This is a genomic window from Streptomyces sp. NPDC057445 (assembly GCF_042802855.1).
Classification (GTDB): domain Bacteria; phylum Actinomycetota; class Actinomycetes; order Streptomycetales; family Streptomycetaceae; genus Streptomyces.
Window position 1 is genome coordinate 115,894 of the sequence record NZ_JBHVDH010000022.1, and the last position, 13,948, is coordinate 129,841.

10 protein-coding genes are annotated in these 13,948 nt (G+C 71.7%); 2 read left to right on the forward strand and 8 right to left on the reverse strand.

The features are described from left to right. Positions 1–5: 5 nt before the first annotated feature. Positions 6–4,073: a PAS domain-containing protein gene (locus ACFU5O_RS31485; protein ID WP_384245605.1), complete on the forward strand. Its 4,068-nt coding sequence runs from the start codon at positions 6–8 to the stop codon at positions 4,071–4,073. 187 nt (positions 4,074–4,260) lie between these two features. On the opposite strand, the gene ACFU5O_RS31490 is transcribed toward ACFU5O_RS31485, so the two are convergent. The 8 genes from ACFU5O_RS31490 to ACFU5O_RS31525 all read right to left on the reverse strand — a co-directional run bounded on the left by ACFU5O_RS31490 (position 4,261) and on the right by ACFU5O_RS31525 (position 12,567). Next, positions 4,261–5,913, reverse strand: a complete 1,653-nt coding sequence (locus ACFU5O_RS31490; protein ID WP_384245607.1) for a long-chain fatty acid--CoA ligase — start codon at positions 5,911–5,913, stop codon at positions 4,261–4,263. Between the two features lie 450 nt (positions 5,914–6,363). Continuing rightward, the gene (locus tag ACFU5O_RS31495; RefSeq protein WP_384245609.1) at positions 6,364–6,918 is read right to left on the reverse strand and encodes a SigE family RNA polymerase sigma factor; all 555 of its coding nucleotides are present in this window, start codon (positions 6,916–6,918) and stop codon (positions 6,364–6,366) included. A gap of 200 nt (positions 6,919–7,118) precedes the next feature. Next, positions 7,119–8,285, reverse strand: a complete 1,167-nt coding sequence (locus ACFU5O_RS31500; protein WP_384245611.1) for a lipid-transfer protein — start codon at positions 8,283–8,285, stop codon at positions 7,119–7,121. Beyond that, a complete protein-coding gene (locus tag ACFU5O_RS31505) occupies positions 8,282–8,674 on the reverse strand; it encodes a MaoC/PaaZ C-terminal domain-containing protein (protein WP_384245633.1) in 393 nt (130 codons plus the stop codon). The genes ACFU5O_RS31500 and ACFU5O_RS31505 overlap by 4 nt, the downstream gene beginning before the upstream one ends. A 20-nt stretch (positions 8,675–8,694) precedes the next feature. Continuing rightward, positions 8,695–9,849, reverse strand: a complete 1,155-nt coding sequence (locus ACFU5O_RS31510; protein ID WP_384245613.1) for an acyl-CoA dehydrogenase family protein — start codon at positions 9,847–9,849, stop codon at positions 8,695–8,697. A gap of 1 nt (position 9,850) precedes the next feature. After that, positions 9,851–10,855, reverse strand: coding sequence for a bifunctional MaoC family dehydratase N-terminal/OB-fold nucleic acid binding domain-containing protein (locus ACFU5O_RS31515; RefSeq protein WP_384245614.1), 1,005 nt, complete (start codon positions 10,853–10,855; stop codon positions 9,851–9,853). Continuing rightward, entirely contained in the window at positions 10,852–12,030 is a 1,179-nt protein-coding gene (locus tag ACFU5O_RS31520; RefSeq protein WP_384245615.1) for an acyl-CoA dehydrogenase family protein, read from the reverse strand. Before ACFU5O_RS31520 ends, ACFU5O_RS31515 begins: the two co-directional genes overlap by 4 nt. 225 nt (positions 12,031–12,255) lie before the next feature. Continuing rightward, positions 12,256–12,567, reverse strand: a complete 312-nt coding sequence (locus ACFU5O_RS31525) for a hypothetical protein (RefSeq protein ID WP_384245617.1) — start codon at positions 12,565–12,567, stop codon at positions 12,256–12,258. A gap of 334 nt (positions 12,568–12,901) precedes the next feature. On the opposite strand from ACFU5O_RS31525, the gene ACFU5O_RS31530 reads away from it, so the two are divergent. After that, complete coding sequence (locus ACFU5O_RS31530) at positions 12,902–13,807, forward strand: bifunctional DNA primase/polymerase (protein WP_384245619.1); 906 nt, start codon at positions 12,902–12,904, stop codon at positions 13,805–13,807. Positions 13,808–13,948: the final 141 nt, after the last annotated feature.

The window sequence follows — 13,948 nt, forward strand, 5'->3', positions numbered from 1 at the left end:
TCGTCGTGAGCAGCAGGCCATCCCGAGGCGCTGCTCGCCTCGCAGCCATACTCGACGCCCTCCCGGACGGGCTCGTGCTCGTCAACTGCAACGGCACGGTGGTCAACGCCAACACCATCGCCCTGGAGATGTTCGAGACGCCGGGTACGGCGCTGGTGGGGCGAGGGCTGCTGGATCTTCTCCCGTCCTTCGACTCGAAGCTGATCCCGGGCTCCATGCGGCGGCCCGAGGCCGCCGACGAGCGGGGCCGCACGAAGCCGACCCGGATGATCGCGCGGCGCACGGACGGCGGGGAGTTCCCCGTCGAGGTCACCAGCGCGAGCCTGGAGGACGGCCGCGACGCGTACGCGTCGAACGTCAGCGGCGGCACCTACACCGGTGACGAGCTGCTGATGCTGGTCGTGCGCGACCTCTCCGGCACCATCGACACCGAGGCCGAACTGGCCCGCTCCCAGCGGCAGACCGAGATGATCCTGCGGGCCGCCGCAGAAGGCGTCGTCGGTACGGACACCGAGGGCCGGGTCGTCCTGGTCAACCCGGCCGCCGCCCAGATCCTCGGCTTCCGCGCCAGCGACCTCGGCGGCAAGGAGCTGCACCCGCTGATCCTGCACTCCCGTCCGGACGGTGAGCCGTTCCCGTACGACGAGTCGCCGCTCGCCGACACCCTCAGGTCGGGGCGCAAGCACCGGGTGCGGGGACAGGTCCTGTATGCGAAGAACGGCAAGAAGGTGCCGGTCGACCTGACGACCGCGCCGGTGCGTGACGGCGAGCAGCTCGTCGGTGCGGTGATGACGTTCACCGACCGCCGGCCCTACGAGGAGCTGACGGAGCAGCACGCCGCCGAGATCACCGAACGCGACGAGCGGCACTCGGCCGAGGTGGAGGAGCTGACCGAGAAGCATGCCTCCGAGCTGGCGGCGCTGACCGAGAAGCACACGGCGGAGATCGCCGACAGGACCGAGCGGTACGCGGCGGAGGCCGAGGAGCGCGACGAGCGGGAGGCCTCGCTGACCGCCCGGCTGGACCAGCTGACCGCGGTGCTTGGCGAGTCGCTGCGCGGGCCCTTGGAGGAACTGAGGGGCGAGCTCGGCAAGCTGGCCGCCGACCCGGCCGGACAGCTCTGGCCCGAGGCCAACCAGATCCTGCACCACCTCGCCGCGGGCTACGCCCGGATGACCACGCTCGTCGACAACGTGCTCGGCTACCAGCGCCTGGACGCGGGCGCGGAGTCGCTGCAGCGGGCGAAGGTGCTGCTCGACGGGGTCGTGGCAGCCGGCATCGAGGGCGCGGTCGAGCTGATCGGTCCGGGACGGGCGCAGTTCGCCGTGCACGCCCCACCGATAGAGGCCGAGGTGGACGCGGTCCGGCTGGCGACGGCCCTGGCCCACCTGGTCGCCGACGTCGCAGGGGTCGACTCGACCGGCAAGACCCGGGTCGTGGCGGGCGCGGGCGGCGGATACGTCGACTCGACGATCGTCGTCGCGGCTGCCCAGCGCGGCGATGTCGTACGGATCGAGGTACGCGGGCCGTACCCGGGAGGCGACCCGGTGCACGAGCCGATCGTCCGCGGGATCGTGACCGCGCACGGCGGTGTGCTGCAGACGCACGAGGTGCCCGGGATGAGCGGCAGCGCCTATGTCCTCGAGGTTCCGCTGGGGGAGGGCGCCGGGATGGTGACGCCCCCGCCCGCCGAGCCTGCAGAGGCCGCACCCGTGGTGCCCGCGCAGTCCACGTCCGGGGGCGGGCGCCGGCGTGCCCGGCGAGCCTCGACGGACGCGTTCCTGGAGAGTCCCGTGGCACCGGCCGGGGCAGTGGTCGTCACGGGCGGTGGCACCGGCCGTCGTCGTGGCCGTCCCAGCCCCGCAGAGGCGGCCGAAGGCGCCGTGGTCATGGCCTCGGAGAATGCGGCCGACGGCGGCCGCCCGGCGCTCGGCGCGGCCGTGCCGCCGCAGGGAGTCTCTCCGGAGGCGTCGGTCGGCGCTCCCCGGCCCACGGGCCGCCGCGCCCGCCGGGACCAGGGGGCGCTGCCCGCGCTGCCGTCGGGACCAGCGGCCGCCGAGGCCCCGGCCCCAGCGGCACCAGCAGCAGCCGCGCCCACCGCGTCGCCGCTGCCGGAAGCGACACAGGGAGGCGGGGCGACCCCTGCCGCTCCCGCTGCCGGTGTGGCGTCCACGCCCACGGCGGGCGGTGCCGTGAACGCCTCCGGCGCTCCGGCCGCGGTCCTGTCCGCGCCGGTTCCGCCGGGTGCCGCGGTCGAGCTCTCCCAAGGCCTGCCCCCCGCCGGACAGGCCGGTCTTCCCACGGCCGCCCCGACCTCCGCCGCTGCCCCGGCGGGCGTGTCCGCTGTCAAGGCGGACGCGTCCGGAACCGGTGCCGCCTCGCTGGAGCCCGCCGGAGCCGTGGCGCAGCCCACGGGGCGGCGGGCGCGGCGCGCGCTTGCCGGAGCACAGGGGCACAACGTCAGCGGGGACGCCGGGGAGGCGCGTACCGCGTTCGCGCTGCCGCCCGCGGAAGCCGATCGCGTACCGGCCGAGCCTGCCGCCGCTCAGGACGGCGAGGGCCGTCACGACTCCGTGCGCAGCGAGCCGGGCGCCGACCACACCCCGCCGCAGCCGCATCCCGTGCCGACCGGCCGGCGCCGGGCTCGGCCGGGGGACACCGCCGCGCCCGTGAACGGCGAGGGGGCCGACACCGGTTCCGTACCTCTGCCGCCCGCCGCGGAGCCGCAGCGCGTCGCGCAGCCGCTTCCCGCGGAGGCGCCGCTGCCCGCGGAGGCGCCGCTTCCGGCCGATGCCTCGCAGGGCAGGTCGTTCAGCGTGCGCACGCTCGGGCAGGGTGTCCCGTTCGCGCAGCAGGCAGGCCAGAGCCAGTCCCTCGGGCGGGGCGTTCCGATCGTCCCGCCGCCCGGGCGCAACCCGTCGCTGGGCCTGGGCGTTCCGTACGCCCAGCAGGGCGCGCAGGGCCAGGGTCAGACGCAGGCCGGTCAGACGCAGGCCGGCCAGACGCAGGGGCAGAACCAGACGCAGGGGCAGAACCAGACGCTCGGCGCCGGGCGCCGCCGCAAGCTGGCCAACCGGCCCGACGGTGACGAGCACGGCGCACGTGCGGCGCTGACGGAGACGGCCGCCCGGCCGCACCCGCAGCCCCCGGCCCAGCTCCAGCCACAGCCTCAGCCCGTTCCCCCTCAGCCCCAGCAGCCTCTGCAGCGGCTCGTCGCCCCGACCGAGGGCCGTGCGTACGCGATCGGTGCTCCGGACGAGGGCGCCGAGGGGCCCGAGCCTCTCGACGGCCCCGGCGGAGCCGTCGAGGTCGCCAACCAGCCCGTGCCCGCCCCCGTCGACGACGAGCTCCCCCCGGAGCCGCTGGACAACCCCCGGCGGTTGCTGGTCTGGCCCGCCCCGGACGCCGCCACGCAGCAGGCGCTGACCGACCGCGGCTACCGGCCGGTGATCGTGCACTCGCGCGAGGAGGTGGACGCGCAGATCGCCGCGTTCCCCGCGGCGCTCTTCGTCGACCCGCTGACCGGACCGATCACACGCACCGCGCTCCAGTCGCTGCGCCAGGCGGCGGTGGCGGCCGAGGTGCCGGTGCTGCTCGCGGCCGGTCTGGGGCAGGCGACGCGCGAGGCGGCGTACGGCGCCGACCCCGCCGTACTGCTGAAGGCGCTGGCTCCCCGCGACAGCGAGCAGCACCCGTCCCGTGTGCTGCTGATCGAGGAGCACGACGACATCGCGGCAGCGCTGACGGCGACGCTCGAGCGGCGCGGTATGCAGGTGGCACGGGCCGCGGGCGACTCGGATGCGGTCTCGCTCGCGCAGCAGATGCGGCCGAACCTGGTGGTGATGGACCTGATGCAGGTGCGCCGCCGACGCGCCGGGATCATCGACTGGCTGCGGGCGAACGGGCAGTTGAACCGGACCCCGCTCGTCGTCTACACCTCGGCGGGCCTTGACCACGCCGAACTGCCCAAACTCTCCTCGGGCGAGACGGTCCTGTTCCTGGCGGAGCGCTCCACCAACGACGATGTGCAGAGCCGGATCGTGGAACTGCTGGCGAAGATCGGCACGAACTAGCGCTAAACCGGGGCAGAACGGGACGAACTCAGACGAATCAGACCCGGCCCGGGCGGTGTTCCGGAGCAGCGTTCCCGGGGCGGTTCTCCCGGGCGGCGTTCGAGCATTCGGCCCGGCAGACGTCCGGCCCGGTGCGCCTGTCGCACACCGGGCCGTCGAGGCGGTTGTCGTCCACCGCAGTCCGCGGCTACCGCAGTTCCGTGACGTCCAGCTCGCCGTCCGCGTACTGCCTGCGGATCACCTTCTTGTCGAACTTCCCGACGCTCGTCTTCGGCACCGCCGGGATGATCGCCCAGCGCTCCGGCAGCTGCCACTTCGCGATCTTCCCGGCCAGGAAGTCCTTGAGCGACACATAGTCCGCCGTGGAACCGTCCTTGAGGACAACCGTGGCCAGCGGACGCTCGCCCCACTTCTCGTCGGGGACGGCGACGACCGCCGCCTCCGCGACCTCGGGGTGCGCCATGAGGGCGTTCTCCAGCTCGACGGAGGAGATCCATTCGCCGCCGGACTTGATGACGTCCTTGGCCCGGTCGGTCAGGGTGAGGAAGCCGTCGGGGCTGATCACGCCGACGTCACCGGTCTTGAGCCAGCCGTCCTCGCTGAACTTGTCCTCGGGCTTGAGCGGCTCGCCCGCCGCACCGCCGTAGTAGGCCCCCGCGATCCACGGTCCCCGCACCTCCAGCTCGCCCGCGGCCTCGCCGTCCCAGGGCAGGAACTCGCCGCCGGGGCCGCGCAGCCGTGCCTCGACACCGGCCGGGAAGCGGCCCTGGGTGAGGCGGTAGCCCAGCTCCTCCTCCGTACCGACCGCATGGGCCGGCGGCCGTGCGATCGTCCCCAGCGGGGAGGTCTCGGTCATGCCCCATGCGTGACAGACGCGCATGCCCAGGTCGTCGAACGCCTGCATGAGGGAGGGCGGACAGGCGGAACCGCCGATGGTGACCTGGCCGAGGGAGCTGACATCACGCGGCTTGGCGGTGAGCTCGGCCAGCAGGCCCTGCCAGATGGTGGGAACCGCGGCCGCGTGGGTCGGGCGCTCGGTCTCGATCATCTCGGCGAGCGGGGCCGGCTGGAGGAACCGGTCCGGCATCAGCATGTTCACCCCGCTCATCAGCACGGCGTGCGGCAGGCCCCAGGCGTTGACGTGGAACTGCGGGACCACGACCAGGCTGGTGTCGGAGTCCGTCAGCCCCATCGACTGGGCCATGTTGACCTGCATCGAGTGCAGGTAGATCGAGCGGTGGGAGTAGACGACGCCCTTGGGGTCGCCGGTGGTGCCGGAGGTGTAACACATCGCCGCGGCGGACCTCTCGTCCAGCTCCGGCCAGTCGTAGGAGACCGGCTTGCCGGCGATCAGTTCCTCGTACTCGTGCACCTGGGCCTGCACACCGTCCAGCAGCGAACGGTCGCCGGGCCCCGAGACCACGACATGCTCGACCGTCGGCAGATGGGGCAGCAGCGGAGCGAGGAGCGGCAGCAGGGAACCGTTGACGATGACGACCCGGTCGGCCGCGTGGTTGACGATGAACACGAGCTGCTCGACGGGCAGGCGCAGATTGAGCGTGTGGAGGATGGCGCCCATGCAGGGGATCGCGTAGTACGCCTCCACGTGCTCGGCGTTGTTCCACATCAGCGTGGCGACGCGCTCGTCACCTTCGACCCCGAGGTCGTCGTGCAGGGCGTGCGCGAGCTGCGCGGTGCGCTCACCGAGCTCGCGGTAGCTTCGGCGCTGTGGCTCGCTCTCTCCGGTCCACGTCGTGACCTGCGAGGTGCCGTGGATCGTCATCCCGTGCTTCAGGATGCGGGTCACGGTCAGTGGTACGTCCTGCATGGTGCTCAGCACGGCGTCCTCCCGGTGGGCGCACAGCTCTCGGCCGGGGAATGCCCCGGACCCCCTGGCAGTAAGGGTGTGGCGATTCTGCGCACATACCGAGCGGTATGTCACTACCCCTGGGTAGGAAAAGACAGACGAATACTCGGTGTCGGACACAGCACCGGCCTGTGGCCGTCCTTCGACGGAGGGCCGTCACGACGGCCACCCGGCAGGCGTCCGGCGGAGCCTGACGCGCTCGGGCCACCCGCCGGGCGACCGGCTCGGGCTCTGTGCCGCTGCTGGAGCGGGCCATCGGACGGGGAGGCGGCCCGGGAAGCGGAGCCCCTGGCACCGAGGACCGAACGGCCGCGGAAGCCTGGGAAGCAGGGGTAGCCGGAGCCGCCGGGCCGGGGCAGTCGGGTGGGCAGTCCCGTGGGGCGGTCCGGTGACCCGGCAAGAGGACCGGGGCGGAAGCGCCGGTCAGCGCACCGGAGTGAGCTCCGGGTCCTCACGGAGCTTGCCGAGCGCCCGCGAGACCGCGCTCTTCACCGTGCCTATCGAGACCCCGAGCACCTCGGCGGTCTGGGCCTCGCTGAGGTCCTCGTAGTACCGCAGGACGACCATGGCGCGCTGCCGGTCAGGGAGCCTCATCACCGCACGCCACATCGCGTCGTGCAGCACCTGCTGTTCGGCAGGGTCCGGCTCCGGCACTCCGGACGGCTCGGGCAGCTCGTCGCAGGCGAACTCGTCGACCTTCCGCTTGCGCCACTGCGACGTACGGGTGTTGAGCAGCGCACGCCGGACATAACCGTCGAGCGCCCGGTGGTCCTCGATGCGCTCCCAGGCGACGTACGTCTTGGTGAGCGCGGTCTGCAGCAGGTCCTCGGCGTCGCACGGATTGGCCGTGAGGGAACGCGCGGTACGCAGCAGTACGGGCCCCCGCGCCCGTACGTACGACGAGAACGACGGGTACGGCGAGCAGGAGGGTGGCGGCGATGCGGCCCTGGATGCGGTCGCGCAGACAGGCGTGGTCATGGCTCAACGCTAGGAGCGGGCCTGTCCCACGGGATCGGCCCCAGGTCCCGAAAGGGAATCCGCCTCAGGTTGTAGGGGTGCGGTAAGCCCCACCTCCCCAAGGTGGAGGGCGGTCGGCCCGGGAGTAGGGGTCTCATGCGCCCGGTCCGCGACGCGATCCGCCCGAGCCGCCGCCCGCACCGGCGCTGAGCAGGGCGGTCTCAGCCGTCCCTCCCCAGGATGAGACCGGAAGTCGGGACTCCGGTGCCGGCCGTGACCAGGGTCGTCGCCGCACCGGGTATCTGGTTCACCGAGGTGCCGCGCAGCTGCCGGACCGCCTCCGCGATGCCGTTCATCCCGTGCAGATACGCCTCACCCAGCTGACCGCCATGGCTGTTGAGGGGAAGGGCGTCCGCGGCCACGAAGTCGGCAGCCTCACCCGGCTTGCAGAAGCCGAACTCCTCCAACTGCATCAGCACGAACGGCGTGAAGTGGTCGTAGAGGATGCCCACATCGACGGAGGCGGGACGAAGGCCGGAGGTCCGCCAGAGCTGGCGGGCGACGACTCCCATCTCCGGCAGGCCGGTGAGGTCGTCACGGTAGTAGCTGGTCATCTGTTCCTGCGCCCGGGCCGCGCCCTGCGCCGCGGCGACGATCACGGCAGGCGGATGCGGCAGGTCCCTGGCCCGCTCCACGGATGTCACCACGACCGCCTGGCCGCCGTCCGTCTCCTGGCAGCAGTCCAGCAGGCGCAACGGCTCGGCGATCCATCGGGAGGCGGCGTGATCGGCGAGCGTGATCGGCCTGCCGTGGAAGTACGCCGCCGGGTTGCGCGCGGCATGACGGCGATCGGTCACGGCGACATGGCCGAACGCCTCCGGAGTCAGCCCGTACGTGTACAGATAGCGCTGAGCGGCCATGGCCACCCAGGAGGCAGGGGTGAGCAACCCGAACGGAATGTTCCAGCCGAGCGCCGCCCCTTCCGCGGACGGCTCCCGCTGCTGCACCCCCGCACCGAACCTGCGGCCCGAACGCTCGTTGAACGCCCGGTAGCAGACGACGACTTCGGCGACCCCGGTGGCGACGGCGAGGGCGGCCTGCTGAACGGTGGCACAGGCCGCGCCGCCGCCGTAGTGGATACGGGAGAAGAACGACAGCTCGCCGATGCCGGCCGCCTGGGCAACGGTGATCTCGGGGCTGGTGTCCATGGTGAAGGTGACCATGCCGTCGACATCGGCGGGGGAGAGCCCGGCGTCGTCGAGTGCCGCCCGTACCGCTTCGACGGCCAGCTTGAGTTCACTGCGCCCTGAGTCCTTGGAGAACTCGGTCGCTCCGATACCGACGACCGCCGCCCGCCCGCCGAGCGAGTCGGGCCTGCGCACGCTCATGATCCGGCCCCCGGAACCGTGACCGTCACCGTGCCCGTGACGTGGTGCCCGATCCCGTTCTCCCCGGTGACCCGCACCTGCGCCGTGTCCCCCCTCACCTCGGTGACGGTTCCGGTCAATGTCATCGTGTCGCCCGGGTAGTTGGGTGCGCCGAGCCGTATCGCCACCTTGCGGAGCACGGCCGTGGGACCGAAGTGGTCCGTGATGAACCTCCCGACGAGGCCGTTCGTCGTCAGGATGTTCATGAAGATGTCCGGGGAGCCCTTCTCCTTCGCGAGCTCCGCGTCATGGTGCACGTCCTGGTAGTCCCGCGAGGCGACGGCTCCCGCGACGATCAGGGTGCGGGTGAGGGGAACGGTGAGCGGGGGCAGCTCGTCACCCACGCGCAGGTCCGCACTCCGTGCAGTGCTCATGCCGCGTCCTCCTTCGCGAGCAACCGGCCGAGTTCATCGAGAAGTTGGGCACCAGGGCCCAGATATGCGTCGAGCTGCCGGCCCCACAGGAAGTGCCGGTGGACCGGATGGCCGATGTCCGCCCCGACGCCGCCGTGCAGATGCTGACCGGTGTGGACGACCCTCTTGCCCGCCTCGGAAGCCCACCAGCCGGCAGTCAGCGCATGCGTGCCGCACGGCAGGCCCTCGTCGTACCGCCACGCCGCCTCGTACGCGGTCACACGTATCGCCTCCGTGTCCATGTACGCATCGGCCGCGCGGAGTTGTACCGCCTGCTTGGTGGCGAGGGGACGCCCGAACTGCTCCCTGACCGAGGTGTGAGCGACGGCAAGGGCGAGCGAGCCCGCGCACACACCCGCCTGGAGTCCGGCGAAGGCGATACGGGCTGCGGCGAGCATGTCCTCGTACGCGCCCGGAGGGCCCGAGGAACCTGAGGAACCCGAGGAACCCGAGGAACCCTCGTCCCGGTACGCGCCCCGATCGCCGACGGAGGCACCGTCCCCGTCCACCCCGCCCCGGCCTCTGCCGTCCTCGGGACCGTCGTCGCCGAGCCGCTCACCCCGTGTGCCGTCCAGCAGGAGCCGGCCCGCCGCCCAGGGAGCTGTGGTCTCCACCGTGGCGGTCTCCGCATCCATCACCCGCACGAGCCACAAAGTCCGGTCCGCGTCCGGCACCAGCACATGGGTGGCGTCCCTCAGCCACGGCACCCATGGGACCGTCCCGGTCAGCCTGCCGTCCCCGTCGGCCCGGACGGCCCCACGCCCGGGGAACGCTCCGGTCGCGACCGCGGTCCCGTCCCGCAGAGCAGGCAGCAGCCGGGTCCGCTGCTCCGGCGAGCCGTGTCGATCCACGGCGAGCAGGCCGTACACACAACTCACCGCGAAGGGCACCTGCGCGGTCCTGCGCCCCTGCTCCTCCAGCAGCAGTACAAGACCGAGCAGCCCCGTCTCCTCCACGGCCTCGATCAGCCCCGCCGCGCACAGCGCCTTCCACAGTTCGGTGTCCGTCCCGGTCCCGGCCGCGGCCAGGCGCTCGTGCGTGGAGAGATCCCCGAAGATCCGCGCGGCCAGCTCGTGGGCCGCCGCCTGCTCCTGGGTGGGCGTGAAGTCCATGTCAGCCCGTGCTCTCTTCCAGGGACCGGAACACGGGCAGCTCCAGGTCCTCGTCCACCCGCTGGAACTCGAGCCGCACCGGCATCCCGATGCGCACCTTGTCGTACGGGACCCCGACCACATTGCTGACCATCCGCACACCCTCGGCCAGCTCGATGAGTCCCACCGCGTACGGAGGATCGAATGCGGGGAAGGGCGGGTGGTGCATGACCACATAGGAGTGGACGGTCCCCTCGCCGCCCGCCTCCACCGTGTCCCACTCCGCCGAGCCGCATCCACCGCATCCCGGCAGCCAGGGGAAACGGAGCGTCCCGCACGCCCCGCACCGCTGGATCAGCAGCTGGTGGCGGGCGACCCCGTCCCAGAATCCGGCGTTGTCCCGGTTGATCACCGGCCGGGGGCGGCGGGGCTTCTGCTTCGCCGCGACCGCCGGTGGGTGCGTGTCCGCCCGTGGGTGCGTGTCCGCCGGTGGGTGCGCGACCGTCCGTGCGTACGTGGCGGCAGGGGTGTACTTGAGGATGCGGAAGCGGTGCGTCCCCGCGAGCTCCCCGTCAGCGCGGACGTCCATCCGCGTCGTGACGAAGTGTCCCGTCCCCAGCCTGGTCGTCTTCCGGGGTGACACCGATTCGATCACCGCGTCGAAGGTGATCCGGTTCCCGGGCCGCAGCGGTCGCAGATACTCCTGCTCGCAATCGGTCGCGACCACCGAGGTGTACCCGGCCCCGTCGAGCAGCGCGAACAGCTCGTCGTGCGCCCCCGAGCGGTCCGAGTGCCCCGAGAGACCGCCCATCGTCCAGGCCTGCAGCATCGTCGGCGGCGCGATCGCGTCCGGTCCCGCGTAGGCCGCGTTCGTATCCCCCATCGCCTCGCACCAGTGCCTGATCATGGGCTCGTTGACCAGGTCCTTCCCGACCCCCGAGGTGGCAGCGGCCCGCCCTTCGTACACCTTCAGCCGTACATACAGGTCTTCGGCGTCCGCACTCGCCTCTCCCGCGTCCGCGCTCACCGCTTCCCCCTCCTCATACCGAGCCGCATCGTCGCGACGATCTCCCGCTGCACCTCGCTCACCCCGCCCCCGAAGGTGTTGATCTGTGCCGCCCTGTTCATCCGCTCCAGCTCCCCGTCACCGGCTGTGCCCATTCCGAGGGCCCCGGGCGAACCGGCCCTGATGAGCCCGGCGTCCCCCGTGATTTCCTGGCACATTCGATACACCTCGACGGCCGATTCGGTTCCCATGAACTTCACGCCACCGGCGTCGCCGGGGGCGAGCCGGCCGGCCCCCACATCCCCCACCAAACGCCAGTTGAGCAGGCGCGTTGCGGCAAGCCGGGTATGCATCTCGGCAAGCCTGGAGCGCACCCACGGCTCGTCAACCGGACGCGCGCCCGTCACCGGATCGGGGGTGCGGGCATGCCTCAGCGCCGCAGCCGCGAAGTCCTCGGCCTGCATACCGATGGCGGCCAGCGCGACCCGCTCGTGGTTGAGCTGGTTGGTGATCAGCTCCCAGCCGCGGTTCTCCTCGCCGACCAGGTTCGCGGAGGGGACCCGTATCCCGTCGTAGTACGTCACCGTCGTCGTCAGGCCGCCCACCGTCTCGATCGGCGTCCATGAGAAGCCCGGCGCGTCCGTCGGCACGAGGATGATCGAGATGCCCTGATGCCTGGGCGCCTCCGGATCCGTACGGCACGCCAGCCAGATCCAGTCGGCGTTCTGGGCGTTCGAGGTGAAGACCTTCTGCCCGTCGACCAGCCGGCTGCCTCCGTCCCGCACCGCCTTCGTCCGCAGCGACGCGAGATCGGTCCCGGCATCGGGCTCGCTGTAACCGATCGCGAAGACGACGTCGCCGCTCAGGATCCGTGGCAGGAAGAAGGACTTCTGCTGTTCGGTCCCGTACTTCATGAGAGTCGGACCGACCGTGTTCAGCGTGACCATGGAGACGGGCGCGCCCGCGCGGTACGCCTCGTCGAAGAAGACGAACTGCTCATCGGCGCCGCGCCCTTGCCCGCCGTACTCGACGGGCCAGCCGAGTCCGAGCATTCCGTCGGCGCCGATCCTGCGCAGCAGTCTGCGCTGCCCTGCGGTGTCGTCGCCGCCCGGAGGGCCGTCCGGCATCAGATCACGGAAGTACGAACGGAGTTCGGCGCGCAGCCGTTGCTGGCGCTCTGTCGGTGCGAGATGCACGGCGACGGCCTCCCGGGCTCAGGAGTGCGGGGCGGTAACAGATTTCTGACTGTCCGTCAGATACGCCCGGGCTGTCAAGGTCACGGACACCGGCCTCCGCAGGGGCGGATCCCCGAGAGCGCGGGGCCGGAGGGCACCCGACGCGAACGGCCTGCGCGGCGGCACCGGAGCACCGTCACGCAGGCCGTGTTCACCCCTCAGCCTCAACCCCCATCGGGCCGTGGGTCACCAGAGCGGGAAGAACGTCACCGCGATGTTCTTGTTCGACTGGTCGATCATGGTGAAGGCCGAGCCGTTGACGCTCGCGGTGTTGTTCTGGTTGGACGCTCCGGCGCCCGTGGCCACCTGCTGGGTGGTCGTCGAGTTGCCGTAGTTGTCGTGTCCGACACCGCTGCCCTCGATCTCGGCCACGGAGGCGTTCGATCCGTTGTTCGCGAAGGCGCCGTTGTCCGCCTGGGCGACCCCTGTGAAGAGCGCGGCGGCGAGGGGCAGCGCGGCGACGGCGGCGAGGGCACGTGCGGTACGGATGCTTGCCATGTCAATTCCTCCAGGAACCGGAAGTGCACCTCGGGTGCACCGGAAGTACGGAAGTACGGCTGAAACCCAGGCAGTTGGCCGACCGCCTCGGGTCGTGTTCACGACGTCGCGAGTCCAGAGTTGCCCACCGAATCTCCTGCGAACCACCCCGTAGGCTCTGATTCCTCCTCAAGCGTGAGGACATGTCGATAAACCCCCTTCGCACCTCCAACCGCCCAGCTCAAGGCGTCCTGGGCGGCGAAATCCGCCCACGGTAAGAGGAAAAGCGTTCCGGCACATTTTCGGCCAAATTTCCCCTCTTCCCTTACTCGAACAACAGTACGAACATAGAGTCATGGCCACCACCGACCGGCACAGCACCACCCTGGCCCTCGCCCACGCCTTGTCCGCCGCCGAACGCGGGCTCCCCGTGATCCCCCTGTCGCCCACCAAACTCCCGGCGCTGCCCTCGCCCCACCGCCGCGACCCGGAACCGATCCTCTGCCGCGGCGAGTGCGGGCTCCCGGGGCACGGCGTGTACGACGCCACGACCGACCCCTCGACCGTTCGAGAACTGTTCGCCGCCGCGCCATGGGCAACGGGTTACGGAATCGCGTGCGGCCGGCCGCCGTACCACCTCATCGGCATCGACCTCGACACCAAGAGCGCCGTGACGGGCGGGACGGACTCCGTCGCCGCGCTGCGGCAGCTCGCGCTCCAGCATCTGTTCACCGTTCCGGACACGGTCACCGTGCTCACGCCCAGCGGCGGCCGCCATCTGTGGCTGACCGGTCCGCCCGACGTCGTGGTGCCGAACTCTGCGAGCCGGCTCGCACCCGGGATCGACATCCGGGGCAGCGGCGGCTATCTCGTGGGTCCGGGGTCGGTTTCCGCGCACGGCGCCTACCGGCTCGCGCCCGGCACGGCGGATCTGGCCCCCGCGACCTGCCCCAGCGCGCTGCTGCACCTGATCGCACCACCCCCGGCGCTTCCCCTGCGCCGGTCCCGGCCCCACCACGCCGCGCCGTCGACCGAACGGGCACCCCGGGGCGAGGGGCTGGTCCAGTTCGTACGCGCGGCGCATGAAGGCCAGCGCAACACCCGTCTGTTCTGGGCGGCATGCCGCGCGTACGAGAACGGCATCGGCGACGCACTCGCGGACCTCCTCGCCGAAGCGGCGGTCGGCGCCGGGCTCACCGAGCGGGAGGCGCGGGCCACGATCGCCTCGGCCGCACGCCTGACCACGAGGCACCTGGACTGATGCCGTGTCCGCGTGCCGTCCGCGCGGCGCCCACGGCTTGTACGGCAAAAAGTGCCCCTATGGTTTTCGTCAAGCGGTAGCGATCTTGGGCGGTTCGTAGAAGGTGCCGTCCCGGAGCATGGCGAAGAGGACGTCGATGCG

Bases quoted from the DNA above. Each gene is read 5' to 3' on its own strand.
- ACFU5O_RS31525 (WP_384245617.1), bottom strand. From the start codon at position 12,567: ATGGCAAGCATCCGTACCGCACGTGCCCTCGCCGCCGTCGCCGCGCTG.
- ACFU5O_RS31495 (WP_384245609.1), bottom strand. From the start codon at position 6,918: ATGACCACGCCTGTCTGCGCGACCGCATCCAGGGCCGCATCGCCGCCA.
- ACFU5O_RS31530 (WP_384245619.1), top strand. From the start codon at position 12,902: ATGGCCACCACCGACCGGCACAGCACCACCCTGGCCCTCGCCCACGCC.
- ACFU5O_RS31510 (WP_384245613.1), bottom strand. From the start codon at position 9,849: ATGGACTTCACGCCCACCCAGGAGCAGGCGGCGGCCCACGAGCTGGCC.
- ACFU5O_RS31500 (WP_384245611.1), bottom strand. From the start codon at position 8,285: ATGAGCGTGCGCAGGCCCGACTCGCTCGGCGGGCGGGCGGCGGTCGTC.